The organism is Candidatus Abyssobacteria bacterium SURF_5, from assembly GCA_003598085.1.
Lineage (GTDB): Bacteria > Abyssobacteria > SURF-5 > SURF-5 > SURF-5 > SURF-5.
In genome coordinates this window covers 1-22,276 of the sequence record QZKU01000111.1, presented here as the reverse complement: position 1 = coordinate 22,276, position 22,276 = coordinate 1, and the positions used below count along the sequence as shown (strand labels likewise).

General features: G+C 51.9%; 19 protein-coding genes. 5 read left to right on the top strand and 14 right to left on the bottom strand.

The features are described from left to right. Positions 1-64: 64 nt before the first annotated feature. From C4520_15790 to C4520_15770, 5 genes are all read left to right on the top strand, one after another. Positions 65-1,486, top strand: a complete 1,422-nt coding sequence (locus tag C4520_15790; GenBank protein ID RJP17745.1) for a glucose-6-phosphate isomerase — start codon at positions 65-67, stop codon at positions 1,484-1,486. Continuing rightward, positions 1,474-2,460: a zinc ABC transporter substrate-binding protein gene (locus C4520_15785; GenBank protein RJP17744.1), complete on the top strand. Its 987-nt coding sequence runs from the start codon at positions 1,474-1,476 to the stop codon at positions 2,458-2,460. Before C4520_15790 ends, C4520_15785 begins: the two co-directional genes overlap by 13 nt. Then, entirely contained in the window at positions 2,447-3,157 is a 711-nt protein-coding gene (locus tag C4520_15780; protein RJP17743.1) for a metal ABC transporter ATP-binding protein, read from the top strand. The genes C4520_15785 and C4520_15780 overlap by 14 nt, the downstream gene beginning before the upstream one ends. Next, entirely contained in the window at positions 3,144-3,959 is an 816-nt protein-coding gene (locus C4520_15775) for a metal ABC transporter permease (protein ID RJP17742.1), read from the top strand. The genes C4520_15780 and C4520_15775 overlap by 14 nt, the downstream gene beginning before the upstream one ends. Positions 3,960-4,078: 119 nt before the next feature. Further along, on the top strand, positions 4,079-4,906 hold the full coding sequence (locus tag C4520_15770; protein RJP17741.1) for an SDR family oxidoreductase: 828 nt from the start codon (positions 4,079-4,081) through the stop codon (positions 4,904-4,906). 22 nt (positions 4,907-4,928) lie between these two features. Here C4520_15770 and C4520_15765 read toward each other — a convergent pair whose 3' ends face one another. From C4520_15765 to C4520_15700, 14 genes are all read right to left on the bottom strand, one after another. Continuing rightward, on the bottom strand, positions 4,929-5,426 hold the full coding sequence (locus C4520_15765; protein ID RJP17740.1) for a hypothetical protein: 498 nt from the start codon (positions 5,424-5,426) through the stop codon (positions 4,929-4,931). Positions 5,427-5,436: 10 nt separating this feature from the next. Beyond that, on the bottom strand, positions 5,437-6,831 hold the full coding sequence (locus C4520_15760; GenBank protein ID RJP17739.1) for a hypothetical protein: 1,395 nt from the start codon (positions 6,829-6,831) through the stop codon (positions 5,437-5,439). A 187-nt stretch (positions 6,832-7,018) separates the two neighbouring features. After that, positions 7,019-7,957 (bottom strand): 3-hydroxyacyl-CoA dehydrogenase family protein, encoded by a 939-nt coding sequence (locus C4520_15755; protein ID RJP17738.1) that lies wholly within the window; start codon positions 7,955-7,957, stop codon positions 7,019-7,021. A 407-nt stretch (positions 7,958-8,364) separates the two neighbouring features. Beyond that, positions 8,365-9,534, bottom strand: a complete 1,170-nt coding sequence (locus C4520_15750; GenBank protein RJP17737.1) for an ABC transporter permease — start codon at positions 9,532-9,534, stop codon at positions 8,365-8,367. Beyond that, positions 9,531-10,685, bottom strand: coding sequence for an ABC transporter permease (locus tag C4520_15745; protein ID RJP17754.1), 1,155 nt, complete (start codon positions 10,683-10,685; stop codon positions 9,531-9,533). The genes C4520_15750 and C4520_15745 overlap by 4 nt, the downstream gene beginning before the upstream one ends. Then, a complete protein-coding gene (locus C4520_15740; protein RJP17736.1) occupies positions 10,685-12,661 on the bottom strand; it encodes an ABC transporter ATP-binding protein in 1,977 nt (658 codons plus the stop codon). Before C4520_15740 ends, C4520_15745 begins: the two co-directional genes overlap by 1 nt. Next, positions 12,640-13,752, bottom strand: coding sequence for an HlyD family efflux transporter periplasmic adaptor subunit (locus tag C4520_15735; GenBank protein RJP17735.1), 1,113 nt, complete (start codon positions 13,750-13,752; stop codon positions 12,640-12,642). The genes C4520_15740 and C4520_15735 overlap by 22 nt, the downstream gene beginning before the upstream one ends. Before the next feature lie 245 nt (positions 13,753-13,997). Then, the gene (locus C4520_15730) at positions 13,998-14,630 is read right to left on the bottom strand and encodes a TetR/AcrR family transcriptional regulator (protein RJP17734.1); all 633 of its coding nucleotides are present in this window, start codon (positions 14,628-14,630) and stop codon (positions 13,998-14,000) included. 725 nt (positions 14,631-15,355) lie between these two features. Next, positions 15,356-16,381 (bottom strand): hypothetical protein, encoded by a 1,026-nt coding sequence (locus tag C4520_15725; protein RJP17733.1) that lies wholly within the window; start codon positions 16,379-16,381, stop codon positions 15,356-15,358. A gap of 279 nt (positions 16,382-16,660) precedes the next feature. Further along, on the bottom strand, positions 16,661-17,692 hold the full coding sequence (locus C4520_15720; protein ID RJP17732.1) for a 3-keto-5-aminohexanoate cleavage protein: 1,032 nt from the start codon (positions 17,690-17,692) through the stop codon (positions 16,661-16,663). A 153-nt stretch (positions 17,693-17,845) separates the two neighbouring features. After that, positions 17,846-20,029: a hypothetical protein gene (locus C4520_15715; GenBank protein RJP17731.1), complete on the bottom strand. Its 2,184-nt coding sequence runs from the start codon at positions 20,027-20,029 to the stop codon at positions 17,846-17,848. Continuing rightward, the gene (locus C4520_15710; GenBank protein ID RJP17730.1) at positions 20,030-20,596 is read right to left on the bottom strand and encodes a hypothetical protein; all 567 of its coding nucleotides are present in this window, start codon (positions 20,594-20,596) and stop codon (positions 20,030-20,032) included. A 14-nt stretch (positions 20,597-20,610) separates the two neighbouring features. Beyond that, the gene (locus C4520_15705) at positions 20,611-21,861 is read right to left on the bottom strand and encodes a hypothetical protein (protein RJP17729.1); all 1,251 of its coding nucleotides are present in this window, start codon (positions 21,859-21,861) and stop codon (positions 20,611-20,613) included. Positions 21,862-21,895: 34 nt separating this feature from the next. Next, a partial coding sequence (locus C4520_15700) for a hypothetical protein (GenBank protein RJP17728.1) occupies positions 21,896-22,276 on the bottom strand: 381 nt, incomplete at its 5' end.

Here is a 22,276-nt window from a genome sequence, read left to right as displayed (position 1 = left end):
AAATGACATATTTATTGGGTTATCCACTTGCCGGTCAAATCCATCGGATGAACGGAGAAAAAGGATGTCAGCGATGACGAAAGCGCACCCTCAACGGATCGTTCTCGATTATACAAACCTCATGGAACAGGCGGTCGGGCCGGATCATGGAATCAGTCAGAAGGAATTGCGGGCCGAATTTGGGCGGCTGAAGGAGATCGCAAAATCCTTCCGCAAGATGCGGCGCGAGGGGCGGCTTGCATTTCTGGATTTGCCCTACCAGGAGCAATGGGTGCGCGAGATCGAGGCATACGCGCGGCGACTGCCGAAAGTGGTCGACAATTTTGTGGTGATCGGAATCGGGGGATCCGCTCTCGGCAACATCATGCTTCATTCGGCGCTCAACCATCCTGAATATAATTCTCTCCCGCGCAGGCGGAGAGGCCCGCGTATGTTCTTTCTGGACAATGTGGATCCCGACCGGACGCTGTCTCTGCTGCAGGTGCTTGACCCGCGAAAGACGGTATTCAACGTGATCACCAAGTCGGGCGATACGGCGGAAACGATGAGTAATTTTCTGATTGCCCGCGCATGGCTGATGCGGGCGGTGGGTAGGCAGTCGCTTGCGCGGCATATCGTGGCGACGACGGACAGGGTTAAAGGCCATCTTCGAAAGATTGCGGATGCGGAAGGTTATCAGACGTTTGAGGTGCCGGATGGAGTTGGAGGCCGTTTCTCGGTTCTGACGCCGGTCGGACTCCTTTCGGCTGCGGTATCAGGCATCAACATAAGGCAGCTGCTAAGAGGCGCCGCCTCGATGGATGAGGCATGCACCGCCGCAGACGCGAGGAGGAATCCCGCCGCCATCAATGCAGCACTTCATTATTTGCTTGACACGCGCAAGGGAAAGAGAATCTCGGTTATGATGCCATACGCACACCGGCTGCGCGATTTTGCCGACTGGTACCGGCAGCTCTGGGCGGAGAGCCTGGGGAAGGAGTACTCGCTCGATGGCAAGCGGGTTTACACGGGTCAAACTCCGGTGAAAGCGCTGGGTGCGACCGATCAACATTCGCAGCTCCAACTCTACATGGAGGGACCTTTCGACAAGGTAGTCACGTTTCTTGCCGTTCGCTCCTATCCGCGCGAGATCAAAATCCCATCAGCTTTCAGGGAGATGGAGGGTATTTCGTATCTTGGCGGGCAGCCGCTCGGCGATCTGCTGAAGGCCGAACAGGAATCGAGCGCGCTGGCTCTGACGAAGAATTCGCGGCCGAATTGCACTATCGTTCTGCCGGAGATCAGTCCGTTCGTAATCGGGCAATTGATTTACCTGTATGAAGTGCAAACGGCATTCGCGGGTGCGCTCTACAATATAAATCCGTTCGATCAGCCGGGGGTCGAGTTGGGGAAGAAATACGCCTGCGGGATGATGGGGCGAAAAGGGTACGAAGAATACAAGCGTGAAGTTAAGCGCAGCCGCAAGGGCAGAAAATTAACCGTCTGACTACCTATTTGGTCCTGCTTCCGACCACCGGGGAGAGAAAGAAATTGAGAAAGATCTTGGCGGGGGTATTTTCGGGCCTGTTTCTTGTTTTGGCGCTGACAATATGCTCCGGCGGCTGTCAGGGAGAGCCGCCTCGATCCGCTGAAAAACCCAAAGTGGCGGCAACGATATTCCCTTTATATGATATTGTCAGGAACATTGCAGGGGACAAGATGGAGGTGGTCCTTATTCTGCCGCCGGGAGCGAGTCCGCACACCATCGAGTTGACGCCCCAGCACGTGCGGCGCCTGGAAAACAGCCGTCTCGTATTCCGTATCGGGCACGGGCTCGACGATTGGACCGGCAGGTTCACCGAATTTCTTGAGGATGGGAAGGCGGTAATCGTAGATGAAGGAGTGGAGCTTGTCTCTGCAGGAGAAGAGCAGCACGGGCAAGAGGATGGGCATGCTCATAATGGAGTCAACCCTCATTATTGGCTTTCGGTCAAGAATGCGCAGATCATAGCTGACCATGTTTTGGAGAAGCTCATCGAAGTGGACGCTCAAAATGAGCAAACATACAGGAATCAGGCCGCATTATATAAGGACCGCCTGCAGCATTTGGAATTGGAGCTGAAGCAACAACTCGAGCCGTTTCAGGGTGAGGAATTGATCACGTTTCACGATTCGTGGGTTTATTACGCCCGCGAGTTCGACCTCGTGATTGTCGGAAACATTGAGCCGTTTCCCGGAAGGCAGCCGACTCCGCGCTATCTGGCGAGCCTGCAGGAGCAAATTCGGAGGTATGACATTCGCGTTCTTTTCTCGGAACCGCAGCTTTCATCCGAATCGGTTGAAGCATTCGTTGCCGATTTGGGGCTGGAACTGTATGTACTCGATCCGATTGGCGGCGTTGCGGGTCGGGAAAGCTACATTGACTTGATGAAATACAACACAAATACGATCGTTGAGGCTCTCTCCCATGGACGAGAATAGGATTCTGGAGGTCAGAAACCTGACCGTCAAATATAATGATCATGTTATCTTGAATAATCTCAACTACTACGTGAAGCCGGGCGAGATTGTAGCCATCATCGGGCCGAACGGCTCGGGCAAGACGACGATGCTCAAGGCGTTACTCGGCCTGATTCCATACCAAGGAAAGGTTCTCATTTTTGGGCGCGCCCCAAAATTTGCGCTCAATGAAATCGGATACGTACCTCAGAGATTTGATTTTGATAAGACCTTCCCGCTGACGGTCAGCGAATTCCTCGGCTTCGTCAGGTTGACAACCCCGCAGTGGCGAGAGGAAGTGCTGCATGAGGTCGGGGTGACTCATTTTCTTGATAAACGCATCGGCGAGTTGTCGGGCGGACAGATGCAGCGCACGTTGATCGCGAAGGCGCTGCTGAAGGAGCCCAAGCTGCTTCTCCTGGATGAGGCGACCAGCGGTGTGGATATGGCGGCTGAAATGACGTTCTTCGAGTTGGTCGAGCACTTGAACAAGACGCACAACCTCACGATCATGCTGATCTCTCACGAGGTCAACATGGTGTACAGCTTCGCGACGCAGATCCTGTGCCTGAACCGGGACCTGGTCTGCGACGGAAGGCCGAAAGAAGCGATAACGAAGGAGGTGCTCCAGAAATTGTACGGAAAGGACATCGAATTCCGACCCCATGAACATGGTTGATATACTTCAATACCCCTTCATGCAGCGGGCATTCCTGGCGGGAGTGGTGCTGGCGGTTCTGCTCGCGTGGCTTGGCACATTCGTTATCATGAGAAAGATGTCGTTTTTCTCCGACGGCATCGCGCACGCCTCTCTTACGGGAATTGCGATCGGCATTCTTGGCAGCTTCCAACCGCTTTCGGCGGCAATTATCTTCAGCATTCTGTTTGCACTGACGATCTACTACCTGGAGCGGAAGACCACATTGTCCTCGGATGCGATAATCGGGATGCTGTTTACCGCGGGAATGTCGCTCGGCGTGATCTTGATCAGCCTGCGAAGCGGATATCAGCCCGACCTTATGAGTTTTCTCTTCGGAAATATCCTTGCCATTAAGACCACAGACGTCATTCTCATCACGCTACTGTCTTTCCTGATATGTCTTTTTCTTCTCTCCAAACACAAGCAGATCACCTTGATAGCGCTCGATCCCGAGACGGCCTATCTCGAAGGCATCAACGTGAACCTGCTCCAGATCATCTTCTACATCATTCTTGCCACATCCGTCGTTCTCGGAGTGAAGATTCTGGGTATCATTCTCGTGAGCGCGCTCCTTATTATTCCCGCATCCACGGCAAAATTGATATCGCGAACGTTCAAGGGGTTGATCATCAGGAGCATCATAATTTGCGAGGCCACGGTATTGGCCGGCATCCTCCTTTCGTACTATCTCGATTCGCCGACCGGACCCGTCATAGTGCTTGTTGGAACCGCCCTGTTCTTCTTCATCTTTTTGTACGGTCAGATACGGGCCAACATATGATTTCAATCCCCTGCGCGATCATCAGCCCTGGCGGCTCCTTATGTCGATGATATGCTGCAGGACTACGAATGCGGAATTTAGGTGACAGTAATCGCAGGGATTAACGGGAGGGGGATTCAATGAGAGGTTTTTCGGGCAAGGTTGCGATCATCACGGGCGGCGCCTCCGGCATCGGGAAGGCTGTGGGCGAACAACTGGCGCGGAAGGGCGCGCATGTAGTGCTGGCGGATATTAATGGGGCCAAAGCAAACGAAGCGGCCGAATCAATAATTCGCGCCGGCCACAGCGCAACTGCGGCAGAGTTGGATGTGACCGATCCGGAGGCGGTGAAGCGCCTGGTGGATTCCGTCGCATCGGAGAATGACAGGCTTGATTATCTGTTCAACAACGCAGGCGTTGTCGTTTTCGGTGAGGCGCGGGATTTCTCATACGAGGACTGGCGAAGGGTTATCGATACCAATCTTTATGGAGTAGTGAACGGCGTTGCGGCCGCATATTCGCTCATGATCGAGCAGGGATTCGGTCACATCGTGAATACGGCGTCTCTTGCCGGCCTGGTGCCGCCGGTCGGGCTCATCTCATACGTGGCCAGCAAATACGGCGTCGTCGGACTATCGAACGCGCTGCGGGTGGAAGGCGCGCGATACGGGGTAAAAGTGAGCGTTGTGTGTCCAGGCCTGATCGATACGCCCATGAAGAACAGCAAGGTGCTGAATCTTGATCGCGAGAAACTGTTGGGCGCCGTCCCGTCGCTTTTGCCCGTCGATGAATGCGCGCGCGTGATCGTGGGCGGAGTCGAGCGCAATAAGGCGTTCATCGTGGTGACGCCGATGGCGAAGATCGCATGGGCGCTGCACCGGCTTAGCCCAAATCTCGGGATGTGGCTCTGGGGCAGGCAGATGGACAAGCTGCAGGCCATTCGAATTGCGGATGAGGTAAGAGTGTAGAGATATTCGGCCCTCTTCCGCGCTATGCTTTCTCTTTTTTGGGGCGGAAGTGAAGAACGCAGGCATCATCGAGGCGGTCCGCCCATAATTCCATCTCATAATCGAAGAAGCTTCCGAAAAAGCCATGGTCGAACGCATCGGCATGCCTGCACATGTCGGCGACGTCTTCATCATTGAGGTCGAACATGCGCCACCCCTCCCTCAGCGGGCAGCGAGGGACGCGGACGGCTAATTCCTCTTCATCGAAGCGAATTACCTCGGGCTCATTCATGGCGCCGTCGTCCGGGAAAAAATCGAGAAGCCAATCTTTGAAGTCTTTCAGCGTATCCGGCGGCGTGAACAATTTGGCGATATTGACGCCGTGTTTGTAAATAGCGCGCTTGAAAAGCGAGCTGGCGCGCTCCTCCCCCAACTTGTTTCGCAGTTCCTTGAGGATCGCCGTGTAGACGAGCCCGCGATTGGCCGTCGCGAGGAATAGTTCCTTTCGAAGTTTTTCGATCTTTTTGGCATCCTGACACATAAATTTTCCCCTACTTGAAAGACAGACACTTTTCTAATTCTTTCAACTGCTGTTCAGATATCTGCTGCCGGGTATCCTTTTTCAAAATCTCATCTACCGCCTCGATGGCCCGATCCAGCATCGGCTTTGTGCGGTCGCGGTCGAAGACGCGCGGAGCGAAGTGCTCGTCGCTGCGCAGGAATGATGCGGTCTCGGGATGGATGACGCCCTCGTCGGAAAGAAAGGCGATATCCTGCAGAGAATCGCGTTTCTTTCGGACCCCTTTCGCGAAATACAATTCGGCGCCGATGATATCGTTGTCTACAGCGAGTGATTCGCAGCTCAGGATATCCTCCTCGCCGTACATGCCCATGCCGGTGATGTTATCGATGCCCGCGCGCATCGCGCTGCTGATCGAGCGCTGCTTCTCGATGCCGTACTGGGCGTCGATGACCGTCGAATCGGCTATCGCGTAGGCATGAGTGGGAAGACCATATCTTCTTGCGACTGCGGCGTAAGCCGTGATTATTTTCATGACCGCCGGGCTTGCAAGCTCGGCGTCCATTCTGCCCCGCTCGAAATTGATCGAGCTTGGCGAGCCGCCCCAGATAACCGGTGCACCCGGATGAGCCGTTTGTGAGATCACATAGCCAGCGAGGGTTTCGGCGACGCTTTGCACAACGCATTCATAAAGGGTTGCGGGAAAGCTCAGGCCGGGCTGAGGCATCGAGATGATCTCGGCGGGAATCCCATATTTCCCGCAATCGACAAGGCACTCGCCGAGGGTTCTCGACCATTTCAGCGGATCAGGGCAGCAGTCGAAAATAGCCAGTGGCTTCTTCCGCAGTTCCGCTCCCGAGCCGCGAAACACCAGCAGCATGTCCTTCATCCGCTCGAAGTTGTTCTTTCCGGCCTGCGGGTAGATTCCGGTGATAACGGGTTTCCGCGAATTCCTGAAAACCTCCAGCAGCCGGTGTGCGTCCTGCAGTCTCGGCTCGATGTCGTGCGGGACCATGGCGGTGCTGACCATATCAACGTGTTGCAGGAAATCGGCAACTTTTATGAATTTTGTGAGATCGGCGGAGGTTGACGGATGATTGCCTGATCTGCCGTCGCAAAAAATCCGGCCGGAAGAGCCGGTGGAAAAGGCCGGAGCGCCGTTTCTGAGAGTAACGCATAGTTCTCCCGTTGTCGAATAAAGGACGACCATTTTGGGAGCTGATTCGAGGGAGGTTGTGATGAGGTCGGAAGGGATTCGGGCGACCGTGACTCTATGGCCTTTTCGATTTTCCTCGATGATTCTGCAGCCGGCGCCGCTGAGGATATCGAGGATGCGCGGGCTTTCGATTTCGATGCCTTTCTTCTCGAGAACATCAAGGGCATCGGCGATAATGCCGTCAATAGATTTTTCGTCAGTCATGTTCATTTCACACTCTTGTCAAAAAAGAGGAGCCGCGGGCGGGTTTCAAACTCGCCCCTACAGAAATTATTCATATGCGCCAGTGGGCGCGATGAATCACGCCCCTGCAGCTAATTATCTGTGTAACAACCCCTTCAACAATAGCCTTGAAGGAAGAATATCGCAAGAGATGAGCAGGCGATGCGCCAGCCGGTCACACCGGCTTGAATTCAGTTGTTTGTTGCAGGTGGTCGAGCACCCCGAGATAAAGCCGGTCGCGCTTCTTGAGTATCTCTTCTTCGGTGCGCCCGCCGTAGTCGTACAGCCCCTTTGAGGTTTTGGCGCCGAGATGGCCGCGCGCCACTTTTTCCTCGATGAGCCTGTTTTCGAGTCCGTTGTTGCGCGTGATCTGGCGGACGAGGTCGAGGCCGGTGAAATCCATGGTCTGCACGACGCCCACGGTCGGGAGCCGGACGCCGAGGCTGAGTTTGACGGCAAGATCGATCTGCTCGGGATCGGCCAGCCCGTTTTGAAGCATGTCGAATACCACGAACGAGATATAATTCTGGATGCGGTTGACGATGTAGCCGGGCACGAACTTCTTCATGACGACGGGGGTCTTGCCGAGCCGCTTCATCAGGTCGGCGGTGAATTTCACAACTTCCGGCGCAGTCTCGGGGCCGGGCGCGACTTCGACCAGCGGAATGATGTGTGGCGGCGCGAACCAATGTGCGGTAATGAGGCGATCCGGGCGGCTGACGCGGATAATCTCGAAGATGTCCAGGGTGGAAGTGTTACTGGCCAGAATCGCTTCGGGCGGACAGGCTTCATCAAGGATTTCAAAAACTTTTCTCTTCACATCAGGCACCTCGGCGACGGCCTCGAGCGCGAATTCGGCGCCCTTGGCGGCGGAGATGAGGTCGGTGGATATATGGATTTTTTCCAGGACCGCTCGCGGCGGGATTGACAGCTTTCCGAGTTCCGCCAGCGTCTCGAGGTTGTGCTCGATCAGTTGAAGGGCGTGTTGCAGGGTTTTTTCGTCAACATCAACAAGAGCGACGTCGATGCCGGCCTGAGCGAACACCTGTGCGATGGAATGACCCATCACGCCGGCGCCGACGATGAGGGCTTTCTTGACTTCATTTGCCTGCATGATATCTCCTGATCACCAAGAAGAAAGTTACCTGCCTTGAGAATTTACTTTTCCCACCCCTGCGAATTATGCGTCCTTTTCAGGCATACAATATATCATATATCAGGGAATCCAGCTTGATTGAACATCTAACCGAGGATGAGATTATTCGAACCGCGAATGCGCGCCAATGCACGCCAATGAAGGTTTTGAAATGAAGATTCGATAACGGAAGGTGGATCTTTGAAGTGATTTGTTTCAGGGTGAAGAATAGAAAACGAGCTCTTTGCTTTTTACAAAGTTATGTCGAGGAGTAGAAGTAAGGCGAAACCTTGACTTCTGTCAGAGAAACAATTCAAACCTTTCGGCAAGGATGTATCCTATCAGCACTTTGATCAGGCTCACCCAAATCAAACACACATGGGGTTCTAGCCGAACTGGCGTCGGAATCGCCAAAGGCCGAAACCAAACACTGCACCACCCAGCAATATAATGCACACCACTGAATCCCACAGTATGCCTAACCCGGCTCCCTTGAGGAAGATTCCATAGCTTACGTCCGTGTAGTAATGAAGGGGAGAGAGCAGGGTTAAGATAAGCATCCATTTCGGCATTGCCTCGGGAGGGGTCCAAGCGCCCGGAAAGATCATGGGCAAGACGATCAAGATGGTCAGCATACCGACCTCCGCCAAATTGCGGCCAATCGTGGCGGCAAACAAGCCGAACCCGGCAAGAGTAAAAACATACAAAGAGGTGACCGCGAAGAAAAGGAACAGGCTTCCCTCAATAGGGATATGAAAGACTGGCTCCAGTATGAGAAGAATGCTCAGAGCCGTTCCCAAAAGAATCATGACACTCATTGCTAATACCTTGGGAACCATGATTTCGAAAGGGGTAAGCGGAGAAACGAGAAGTTGCTCGATTGTTCCTCTTTCTTTCTCACGGACCATGGCCGCTCCAGGGAGCAAAATTGCCAACACAGTTATGACGTTTGATAATTCCAAAATTGACATAAACCACGTTTCATTCTGATTCGGATTAAACCATACTCGATGCTTGTTCAGAACCATCGGCCCTGTTGGTGGACCATCGATGGTGTATCCTAGCCGCTTCCAACTTGTTTCCAACCCGTACTGAGCCACGATCTGCATGGCGTAAGAGCCAGCCAGTAAACCGGGTACGGAATTGGTTGTATCCACGTGCATTTGGACGGATGTGGGTTCACCCTTAAGCAGTGATTGCTCAAACTGCGGAGGGATATCGATTACTACCATCGCTTTGCCGCGGTCCATCAGGTCGACACCCTCTCTGCCATTTTTGACCTGTCCGTCCAGTCGAAAATATGGCAACTGGAAGCGTTGAATGAGGTCGCGCGATGCAAAGCTATGATCTGCGTCGTTGACTACCGTGGCTGCCTGAGTCAACTGCAACTTGACTCCGGACCCGGCAAGGTAAACATCCCCCAGGAATGCATAAACGATGAAGCCCATCAGTACGGTATCTCGCAAGAGTTGCAATAGTTCCTTAACAGTCATAACTCGTATTCTTCGAAAAGAAATGATTCTTCTGCTCAGGAACGATGTGAATTGACCATTCATATACGTGGCCTTTTGGTAAAGAAGCAATAACCCGCCAAGAATAAGACAATTGCATAGGCGGCCAGCGCAACAACGTCTACCCACAGGATCCGTGGGCCAACTCCCTTGAGGAAACTCCCCGCGACAATATTGCTGTAATACATCGACGGAAGCATATGGGCGATAATCTGGCCGCCCTTGCTTATGGATTCTACCGGTATCAGCAGGCCTGAATATAGTACCGACGGCAACACAGTCAGGATTGTGGTCACGATCATCGCCGCTATCTGTGTCCTGACCAACACCGACACCATCAGACCGATGCCAGTCGTGCAGATCACATAAATGAGGGAAACGATAAAGAAGAAGACTATATTCCCCTTGAACGGGGCTCGAAACAGGCCGGTTGCCAGGAGCCACAGCACTATTGCATTCATGGCGGAAATTGTCATATATGGGGCAAGTTTGCCTATCAGGAATTCCAAGCGGCTCACTGTTGACGAATATATGTTGTAGATGGCGCCGCTCTCTCTTTCGCGAACCACACCCAGCGCAGTGAAGAGGGGAGTTGTCATAAACAGTATCACCATCAAAAGATTCGGAGTGATAGACCAGGCACTCTTCACACTCTGGTTGTACAGGTACCGGACCTCCAGTTTGACCGGCTCCATCAATTGCTGCGACTTGTTGCCGGGAACACCGCGCACGCTGGACAGGTTGCGGATCGCCAACTCCATGCTAAACGCGTTGTTTACGGCTGTCACGTAAGCCTTGGTGATCTGGGAGCGGAAAGGAAAGGTTCCATCAATGATCGTTTGCACCTGAGCCGGATGAGAGGTCAGGAGATTCTTCTGAAAATGCTCGGGAATGGTGATTGCGGTACGGATCTTATTCTCCATCAAGAGCGGGCCGATTTCGCGCTCATTCCGTAAATAGCCCACAAAGTCAAAATAGCGCGAACTCACGAAACAGTAAGCATAGTCCCGGCTCATTGAGCTGCCGTCTTCGTCCACGACTGCGAAAGGGATATGTTCCACGTCCATCGAGAAGCCATAGCCAAATAGCAGCATCAGCATGATTGGGACGAGAAAGGCCAGAGAGAAGAAGAGCCGATCGCGAACGACCTCGCGCCATTCCTTCCGACTGATGGCAACTATCCGCCTAACGCTTATCATGAGACCGGTTCCTTCCGGTCCATCGCCATGACACGGTAGACGAAAACGTCTTCCATTGTCAGCGGACGCTCTGCAATGCCGTGGAGGGTAATTCCTGCCGCATTCATCGCTGCGCGAACCTGTTCTTCCGCAAGTTGTGGGGCCTTCGCCGACACATGAATGCATTTGCCAAACAACGACGCGCCGTTGAAACCAGCCATTTGCAAAAGGTCCAACGCCTCCAGTGGCTGGTCGGTGCTCACCTCCAGCACCCGTCCCACCTCAGCTTCTAACTGACGCTTCATCTCGTCTGGTGAGGCGTCTGCCACGAGACGGCCGGCGTGCATCAACCCTACATGGTCGCAGTGCTCCACCTCGCTCATGTAGTGGGTGGTAACCAGTATGGTCACGCCATCATTGCGTGAGAGATGAAAAAGAATTTTCCACAACTGTCGTCGGCCGACTGGATCCACACCAGAGGTCGGTTCATCGAGAAAAAGTATTTGAGGATGATGTACCAAGGCGCACCCCAGCGCCAATCGTTGACGCAAACCCATGGGAAGGCGGCTGGCCTGGTCGGTTTCGTGATCTGTTAACCCCGCCATGTCAATAATCCAGCCGATACGCTCGCGGGTTTCTGACCGGCTCAGGCCGTAAATAGCCGCGTAAAGGCGGATGTTCTCCATCACAGTCAAATCCTGATAAAGGGAGAAGACCTGAGACACATAGCCGACATGTTCTCTAATGGTTCGTCCCATGCCATGCATGTTTACTCCCGCGACTCTTCCTCCGCCCGCTGTAGGGGGTAATATGCCGACCAGCATCTTGATGACGGTTGTTTTGCCCGCGCCGTTGGCCCCAAGAAGGCCAAAGATTTCGCCGCGCTGTATCTGAAAACTGACTCGATCTACCGCGCGAAAACCATTGAAATCACACACTAACTCGACCGCTTCTATGGCGGTATCTTTCATGGAGTGACCGGTCCCGGGTAAAACCGGTGGCGGAAGCAAGCGAGTATTCCTTCCGCTGGCTTGCTGTTGGCGGAGCAAAGCGATAAAGACATCCTCCAACTCCGGTTCGCTGAGCTGTAACTCGCGGACTTGAACGTTTTCGAGAGCGCATCTGACTCGGCGAGTTGCCTCATCGGCATCCGCTTTCTCCACAAATGCCCGTATCCACGGCCCGAGGGCTTGCACTTGAGAAAAATTCGATTCCAGCCGGCTCAGCGCCTGCATCTGTGGCTCAGCCTGCAGCGCCACCAAAGTACCGGGGGCCAACGCAAGAAGCTCGTGGGGCTCTCCTTTGGCCAGAACACGTCCGCCGAACAAAAGCGTTGCTCGGTGAAACCGGGCAGCCTCATCGAGGTACGCGGTGGATACCAGGGCCGCAATACCGCGTTCACGAAGCAGCCCGGCCAGGATGGCCCAAAAATCCTTTCGTGAAACTGGGTCCACGCCTGTAGTGGGTTCGTCGAGTATTACGAGATCCGGCTCATGTATAAGAGTACAAATGAGGCCAAGTTTTTGTTTCATACCGCCTGAAAGGTTCTTCGTTGTCCTGTCTCGGAAGCGCTCCAGCCGGGTGATGCTCAAGAGGCGCTTCTTACGTTCCGAAAGATCTCTCTTCGGCACGAGGCGCAGGCAAGCAAAGAAATCAATATTTTCCTCCACAGACAGTTCCGGATAGAGGTTAAGTCCCAATCCCTGAGGCATGAAGCCGAGGCGATGCTTTATTCGGTTGGCTGCCCGTTCCGAGTCAATTCTGACACCGAAAACCTCTACTTCACCGACGTTGAACGATAAGACTCCAGCGATCGCTTTCATAAGCGTGCTCTTGCCTGCGCCGTCAGGGCCGATGAGACCATGTATTTCTCGGGGTTTGACCTCGAGACTCACCCCGCTCACGGCGTTATGTTTGCGGTAACATTTCCCAAAATTCGTTACCCTGACAACCGGGGCGTCACTCAGTTCCTTTACCACCGAGGATTCTCCCACGGAACACCTTCTTTCCAGCGAATTATGGCGTCCGCGGGCAGGCCGGGCGTCAGGGAGTGATCCGGATTTTCCTTCAGATAGAGCTTGGTGGCGTAAACCAGCTTAACTCGCTCATCGGATGTCTGCACTTCCTTTGGCGTGAACTCGGCGCGGGAGGAGATGTACTGCACTGTAGCTTCAAACGGCTTGTCGGGAAAGGCATCGGTATGGATGCGCGCAGGTAAGCCAAGTCGCAACTTGCCAATCTGGAACTCGGGCACGTAGGCCTTCAGATAAAGGTGATCCAAGTCAACCACGATGAGCAGGGGAGCGCCCGCGGGCGTCACCTCGCCCACATTTACCATCCTCGTTGTGATAACTCCGGATGTAGGAGCCAAAATTGTCATGTCTGCCACAATGCTTTCCGCTTCGGTTAGAACTGCCCGTGCCCTCATACGCTGTGCCTCCAAGGCTGCTAACTCCTGCTCTTTCGCTTCGACCTGATTCCAGCCCAGCTTAGTCTGAGAAAGCTGTCGTTCTGCTTGCGTCAAAGCAGCGGATGCGGAGTCGACCTCGTAGCGAGCTATAGTCCATGCCGTATCAGCCTGCTCGTTGCTATGCTTGTCAGCGATGCCCTCGTCGGCAAGCTGACGGAATCGTTGTGCATCTCGATTCGCCCGTTCCTCCTTCGCTTTTGCCTCGGACAACACAGAATGAGCATGACTGAGAGCCGCTTGTGCGATCTCAATGTTGAGCGGAACTTCCTTTTTCAGCTTCGATAAGGCAGTTCTTTCGGCTCGTACCTGGGCATCCAATGCGGCTACACCCTGCTTCGCCTGTTCCACCTTGGCCCGAACCTGAATGTCATCCATCTGCGCCAGCACTTGGCCAGCCGTGACAGAATCCCCCTCATAAACCATGAGCTTCTGGACGCGCCCCGCAGCCTTACTTGCAATCGTCACAAAGTCGCCTTCAATACGCCCATTAGCTTGGATCAAACCCTCCGGGAGGGACTCACGCTGGACCCAGTGATCAAAAGAGAGATAGCCGACAGTCATGACTGGTATGAGCAGGGCCAAGGGAATGATCCCTTTGTAAGCATGTATAATCATAGTTAACTTTCCGCCTGCTTCTCCTGATTTCCTGCCGAGGTGACGCCACCAGTTTCGCCCTCTTGACACTATTTCTTTCCCTTTTTCTTTTGGTTGATCGTTCTGGATATTCAAACCTGATAAGTCACTGATGCGGCAGATGCAGCATATTCGAATGAACTGTGCGTAATGAGTCCACGCCACCAAAATTGCCATGAGTTACCAGGGCAACTAAGGGAGAGTGTCGATCAAGAATGAGAACAGCTTTATCTTGTCATTAGAATCCCTTTGAAAATAGTCTCCTCCACAAGAGACCATTTTTGCACGAGAGGCTCCTTCTCTCGGCGCACGCCCCACATATAGACAAGACCCACCAACATGTCACCAACGATGTCGAGAAGCTTGCGTGGATCCATACGCCTGATTACTCCTTGCCGCATGCAAGATTCCACCAAGTCCTCGAATACGTGAATGTGATCACTGTACAGCCGAAGATACTTCGAATGGATCATTCCTCTGAATTGACTGCGTTCGTGCAGGAAGATCTCCACCAAAACACGGTTCTCATCGAAGAAGGTTAGGACAGCCCTGCCTGTCTCTTTTATCTGCTCAAGGGCACTCGCTTTTTCGGCCCCCTGAAGCGCCGAGAATACGAAGTCGCGAAACCGGCAAAATGCGTCATCAGCCACGGCATGAAAAAGCCCCTCCTTGCTGAAATAGTATCGATATATTGTCCCCTTCCCAACTTTGGCCTCTCCCGCGATGTGGTCCAAGTCGGCGTCAGCATAGCCCTTTTTCGCAAACTCTTTAATTGCCGCCTTGAGCATGGCGTGCTTTCTTTGTTGAATTGCTTCTTGGCTTCGCTTTCTGCCAAAGCCGGCCTCGATGTTTCGAGCCATACCGGGTAACTCCTTCCATTAATAGAACGGACTAGTCAGTTCTATGATAGCGCTATTAGTTATCTTTGTCAAGTCCGAAAGTTCCTGACATGTTCTTCCGCTTCAAGGGTAAGAATATGGAAGCGGCAGTCTTCACTTCTGGAGAGCGAAACTTTCATTGAACATCTGCGCTAGAACAAAAAGACGAGAGTAAATACTATCAGCGACTCTTCACCATTCGAAGGACCCACAGTAAGGCTTTTCCGGCCCGTGAGAGATAAGTAAAGTTTAATCCAAAAAGCTTGATCTTCCGCACTGTTGCATAACTGCAACTTTCACCCAAATTCTGATGGGAAAGAATTGAGGCAGAAGTTAAGAGTTTATCATCAACCCTGCACTTATTCCTCAAACAACTGCTATCAAACATATCATCACGAGGTTCGCCTTTTGCGGATGGGCTTTTTGGCAGGCTCCGGAATTTGCGGAATTATCGGATCTTCATAATCTGCGGTTATCGGCCGGCACCACGCGAAGCGTGGCCATGCGAACCATGCGGGGCGCGTGGCCATGCGAAGCGCTTGGCAGGCAAGGTCAGCTTGGCAGGCAAGGTCAGCCGGTTAAATTCCCTTTTCTCTTCGCGCGCTTTGCAGATTTGCGCCTTTGCGTGAGGGAATTTTTTCGGTTGCATCTCGATGAAGCTGCTGAGTTGCAGATTTGAACTTCTAGATGATCGAAGAGCAGGCGCGTCATTCTCTGAACGGCTCGACCAGAATCTTGATCCACTTTTCGCGGTCGTAGAACTCGAAAGCCTTTACGGCTTCCTTGAGGGAAATACGCCTGGTTATCAGGTTTTCGAGTTGGAGTTTCGCGCCATCTTTTCCGGCGATCAGATCGAGAGCGGCGTTCCAGTAATCGACGTCGGCTTTGGAATTCACCATCGCTTCGGGATAAACGAGTTCGACCCCCTTTTTCCGGCAGGTCTCGTAGGGGATCGACTGGATAGTTTGCGCTCCGAAAATGAGGACGCGATAGCCCGGCCTCACCAGGCGTATGGCGTCGAGCAGAGTCTCATTGTTTCCGACCATCTCGAAGACGGCGTCAGCCTCTCCGAATTCCTCGAGAATATGCTCGACATATGTCTTTCGCCCGTATTTCGGACGAGCAAATGAGCGCGGGTCGAAAACTTCTGCCCCATAGCCAGCCGCCAATTCGCGCTTGTGCTCATACGGCTCGGAAGCCGCCACCTCTACTCCCCTGTTGATCAGTATCTGTGTCAGAATCAACCCAATCGGCCCCAGTCCGAGCACGATAGCCTTGGGTTTTCTTCCGCTGATTCGGTCAAGTTCCGCGCGCTCGGTGCAGTTCAGTGCGCAGCCGACCGCGTCGGCAAAAGAGATCTGTTCGAGAGTAAGATCATTTCTCACGATAGGGCCGGCGCCGAATTTCTCATCTTTGCCATGGCCCACTACATTGACGTGCGTGCTGTACTGAGCATACCCGGCGCCCATCCTGGCGAGATGGTCTCCCGGCTGTATGCCCTTTACGTTTTTTCCGACTTCGACAGCGACCGCGCCGGTCTCATGTCCATGCCCGCCTGCCCTGTGCGCAACGATCCAGTGGGTTCCTTCGTAAATGCCTACATCGCTGCCGCAAATGCCGCAACAGCGAATCTCCGCCAGCACTTCGTCTGGTCGGGGTAGCGGAACATCGACTTCAATGACTTCAACCTTCCACGGGGAAGGAAAAATGAGCGCCTTCATTTTTCGGGGCATGCGTCTCTTCTCTCTTCACATATGCGCGATCGGACCAGTCATCACACGCCGGTGACCGGCTCTCTCCCCCAGAAGAAAGGGAGAGGCGATATATACCGGCTACAGAATGACAAAATCCCCCTTATCCTCCTTGCTAAAAAGGGGAGATTGAAGGCCTCTCCTTCAAAAGCAGATCAGATAAGCAAAAGGGCCTGCTGTCCAGGGTCCCGGCGCTCTTTCTCCCCTTTTGAAAAAGGGGGGTCAGGATTTCTAATCCCTTGGCTAGCGGTCAGAGCAAATCTATGGATACTGTTTCGGTGTCTGGCTGAGGCCGAGCATTTCGCGAGCCTGAGCGGGCGTGGCGACCTCCCGATTGAGCTCGTGCACGAGGCGAACCGCGCGCTCGACGAGTTCCGCGTTGCTCTTGGCCAGTTGGCCGCGCTTGTAATAGACGTTGTCTTCGAGGCCGACGCGGATGTGGCCGCCCATGATGAGGCTGAGCGTGATGATCGGCAGCTCGAGCACGCCGGTTCCGATCGCCGAGAACATCGAGTTGGGCGGCATGTTCGCGATCATATCGAGCGCCGACATCACCGTGGGCGGACTGCATGCGCCGTCCTGTCCGAACACAAGCTGGCACCAATACGGGGGCTCGAGCAGGTTCTGGTTGATGAGGTTGTCGACGAACCACCAGCTCTGGCTGTTGAAGACTTCGAGTTCCGGCTTGATATTGCTTGCCTTCATCGCGCGCGCGAACTTTTCGGTCTTCGTGTAGCCGAGCATGTTTACGCCCTCGTACTGGAGCGTCTTCTTGTCCAAGATGGTAAGCCCGCGCTGTTTAAACATCTCGACCACGCTCTCGTCGGGGTTGTCCAGCGGGAACGGCGATTTGATTTTCATGCGCATGTACAGCATGCCGACGTCGAGCGATGCCACTTCCGGGTTGCAGCCTGCAAAGAAGCGATTCATGACTTCCTGATCATCCTCATTGAACAGGCCCGAGCACGTATTATTGATGATGAGATCGGGACAGCGCTCGCGAATCAGGTGATTGGCCTTGTAGAAGTCTTCCCCATTTGACGAGTTGGTGGCGTAGTTCATGTTGGGGTCGCGCGCGTGGATATGGACTATGGCGGCGCCGGCCTTATAGGCTTCGTATGTTGAATCGGCCTGTTCTTCAGGCGTCTCGGGCAGATTCGGGTTTGCGGCCTTGCCGTGGACTCCGCCGGTTATCGCGCACGAGATGATCGCCGGCGGCCAGTTCTTGAAGTGTTCGCGCCATTCGCGGTTGTCGGTAAATTTCCAGCAAGTATTGTCTATCGTCAGCGCCATAGTTCCTCCCTTTCAAAAAGGTTCAACTATAACTTGGGGTCGCATGTATTTTCAGGTAAATCATACAGCCGCAACAGGAACAAGTCAATGAGAGAAGATATACATGAAGAGCTGGTCGGGAAGAAAAATTGCGATTAACAAGATAGGGTCATCTCAAACCATGTTGAAAAGGTGATGCCTATCCCATAGCAGAATACCGCGGTTTTTTGCGAATGACACTGCCTCAGCAGTGAAGCCCGATGGGCAAACCACAACACCTCGTTCGCCCATCAAATTGGAGGGCAAAGCTCCATTTAACTCACGTATCACATCTACCCCTACTGGCCGACTGTGATTCTTGCATTGGATCAGAAGTCGTGTTTCCACTCCAAGTTCGTCGATCCGACTCGCAATAAGGTCTATTCCTCCGTCGCTCGTCACTGGAGTTGTATCAACGCGCCATCCTTTACGTTGGAGAAGTCCTTGGACATATTGCTCGAATTCGATGCCGCCCATATGATCAAAACCACGAACCAAATGACTTTCCTTCTTAACCTTCTTTAGGGACACAGGTGGCGTAAGTCCAAACAGGCCGAAGAGTTCATGCTCCGTAAGATTTTGTCGCAAATCCATCGAAACATCATCGACCATCTGGTTAAACAGTGCCTGTTTTTCTTGGAGAATCTGATCAATTCTCTCTTCGATTGTGTTCAAACAAGTATATTTATAAACCGTAACCGGAAACTCTTGCCCTAAACGATGACTGCGATCTTCGGCCTGATTCTCCACTGCTGGATTCCACCAACGATCAAAATGGAACACATAACTAGCCTGCTGTAAATTCAATCCTTGGCCCCCTGCGCGTAGCGAGAGGATAAAGACCTTGTTGATTTGATCTTCCTTGAATCGCCTGATCATTTCCTCTCTTTGCAGAACCGAGAGGTCGCCTGTATATATGAGGGGGTGAAATTCTGAGAGAGATGACGCAATTTTTCTCACTCCGTATTCCTGGTCCGTGAATTGGGAGAATATAAGCGCGCGATATCCTTCCGGAATTATTACATCCAGTCTTTCTTTAATATCATCAAGTTTAGCTGAGAGCCCCGTCAGTGAGCTGAAGTTGCAAATCTGTTTCAAACGCATGATAAGTTCCAGCACATTTTCTATTCTGACAGCTTCTCCCTTTTCCTTAAGCCTTACGACACCTTCCCTTTCTGCTTTTTCATATTGCTCGCGTTGCGAACCCTCAAGTTCGACATTTATTCGGCTGATGAGCTTAGGAGGCAATTGAGGGAGAACATCAACTTTCTTTCGGCGAAGTTGGAGCCTCTTTTGCCTCTCAAAGAGAGCAGGACCCGGAAATACCTTTTTAGGCGGTTCATCCTTCCCGAGAGGACAAAGGAATTCCAAGATGGATGCAAGATCGTCTTCTTTATTCTCTAAAGGAGTGCCTGTCAGAGCCCATGCGCGGCGACGTAGTAGTCGCTTGCATTTCCTGCTGATCTCAGTCTCTCGATTCTTGATGGCTTGGGCTTCGTCAATAACAACAACGTCCCAAGGGCGCCGTGGAACTGAATTTGGGTTTTCCGTGAAGTCTGCTCTCAACGTTTCGTATCCTACCAAATACAGATGCGCCGGATTGCGCCACTGCCAAACACGTTCCTCTACTGGTCCCCGAACTGTTGAAACTCTCAACTCAGGAGCCCATCGTCTTAACTCTTCCCGCCACTGTTTAATTAGACCGGCCCTCGTAATGATTAATCCGGCATCAATTTGTTTTCGATAAAATAGAATTCGGAGAGCGCCGGCAGCTTGAATGGTCTTCCCGATCCCCATGTCATCTGCCAACAAGAGCGCCTCATGGGAAAGCAGGGCAGAGATTCCTTCTATCTGAAAATCATACAATGTCGCAGGCCATTCCAGCGGGCCTGCATTCGAAGCCAGAATTGATACGGAGGGTTGTAAGAGATAAGCCAATCGCTTCGCAAGGGGAATATCTTCACCTAACGAGGGCGCGGCATTCGAGGAATGACTTTCAAAACACTTCCTCTGGTTGGGAGAATCTCTTCTTGTGGGCGTTATTTCATCCGCAAGTTGGGCAATCCGCACGGTTGCGCAGTCGCTAGGGTACAAGCAAGTCGCGATACTTGATGCAGAGCCTACGAGAGAGAATTCCTCAATGGAAAGAGGGCTGGATTTAATATTGAAGACAAAATTGCCGACCTGATGTTCCCTTGGTTGAGGAATGCTCAAACGCTTTGCAAACTTCTGGCGAAATGATATCGAACGCTTAAAGAAGAGGAGAAAACGTCCTTTGGGGATATCGTCCTGATTCGTCTCTTTCCAGAGAAGCGGCATTTACCCTGCATTCGTTGGTTGTTTTGCGAAAACTTCTCTTAGTCCAATGGATGCTCTGGAGAAAGGTTCAAGCAATAAGCCGCGGCTGACTAAGGCAGCGAAAAGGCGATGTTCGATTGACTCTTCATTGGGTTTATCCGGAGACCAAAAAGCATTTTGCATATCATGTGCTTCGACAGAATCTCTTACCTCTGCGTCAGAAAATTCTACAGCTTCAATGGCTGGGGCAAGGCGACATACAGGGATTGATAGTTGCAAATCTTGCGAAAAGACCTCCGAATCAATTTCCTGAGCGAGGCAGAGAATCAGTCTTGGTGTGTCCTTACAGAGAGCAAAAAGGGAGGTAGCGAGTTTTTTTGATGCGTGCCTCCGAATGTCATCTTTGCGCCATAAGAAGATATTAGGAGTATCAATTCTGTTATATGTGAACTCAACAGGTTCTCCTTTTGCGTTTACTATAAAAAAAGCACCCAGAAATCCTTTTCCCTCTTCTGTACATTCTATCTTCAAAAATCCGGCAGTGCCCAATTCTATTAGTTCGTCGGCATCTTTAAATGGAACAGACATCATAACTCCTGTCGCTAATCTGTTTCCTCTTTCGGCTGAAGATCCTCGTCTTCAATATAATTGGTCGGTATTTCCTTAACTTCTATTTTTGATTGGTAGGTTGGATAAAGTCGCTTCAAGTCCCATTCGGTTATCCAACCTCTGATGTATTCGCGCATTCTTGTGCTAGTAGTGGCAAAGCGCGAGAAGGTTGAAGTTGAAGGAGGCTGCCAGTCATAGGCCTTTGAATAAATTTCTCGAACGTCATTAAATATCTGCTTACGAGTTTCTTCGTTCGGCTCATCCAGTTGAACGCTTTGCTGAATAGAGTGCATACCCTTCTCTGCCTGTTCCGCGATCTGAATCCAAGTATCAGAAAGCGCCATAGCCCTCAGCTTTCCAGGCACATTTTCAAGATCTCCTTTATCTAATAAAATCGCGGTTTGAAAATCAGCAGTAATGGCAAGCACTGTTGTTAATCCGGGATATTTTTCCCCCCGTAAATCTCCTCGCCATCGAGCTAGTTCAGCATAAGATTTAGCACGTTGTCTAAAGGAGTAACATCCAATCAGTTCCACCTCATCTATCAGAAGAACCCATCCAGAATAGCCGGCCGCCTGCATCAGTCGGGGAACGAACTTGAAACGCTGCAACGCAAGGTCTCGCAATTTCACTTGATCGATTTTAAAACTCACTGCTTCTCCACATTCTCTTAAATACCTTCTTAATTCCGCTACTCCGAGTTTTTCCCCAGCCCAGAAACGAAATATACGATCTCGGCGCTCTGGATCTTGATTAAGCCTAGAGAGTAGGAAAATGGTGGCTGAGAAGAACGGACTGATTTCAGTAGATGTATTTGCCCATTCGCAGAGCTCAAAGTATGCTTTGCTGCTTATATTTAACGCCTCACCAACTTCAGCGATAGCTGATCCGCGTCTTCCTTGAATCATGGCTGTATCTGCTGCAGCCCTGAAAAGTTTTACCGGATCATATAAAGGAGTCTCTTTACTTATCACTATTTTGCTGCAGATAAAATTTTCTTCGAGAGCTATGTGTTGAAAATATTCAAGCAGATGAGATTTCCCTGTTCCAAATCTGCCACTTACGAGTAGGCCCTTGGGGTAAAGCCCATCGGAACTCACCTCTCGTGTCGCCTCTAAATTCCTTCTAAAAAGTTGTTCTAACCTATTTTGGCCGCATTCGAGTACTGAAACTGCATCCCTATTGGGTACACCCGAACGCAAAGCCTCAATTGCTCTTCTAGCTTGTTGTCTTTGTGCTTCCATTCAAGCGCCTCCCATATACATTTGCGCAGCAAGATTATATTGAAAGACGATTTAGGGCCGCCAGAGGATTCTGCATTTGCTGGTCTTGAACTTCATTCGAAATCCGAAGCTTCAGAGCTAAATATCTGTTAAGGCCCCTTCGTTCATCATTCATAAACTCTATGGGGGCAATGACAACAACTAAAAGTCCATCAACTTCATCCGTGCCATCAATAAACTGACGCAAGAGCTCGTAAACATCAACGGTTGCAGAAGGCGAATAGTAGAGTGTGCCATCAGGAACTCGAGGTCGCTTGCTTACAAGGTACCGTGATATGTCTAACTCATTTTGGACACTTTGGGCTTGGGTTTGGTCAAAAATCTGCAAAAACCCCTTATTTTTTGGGGGTTCGATTTTCCGGAAGTCGAAATGTAG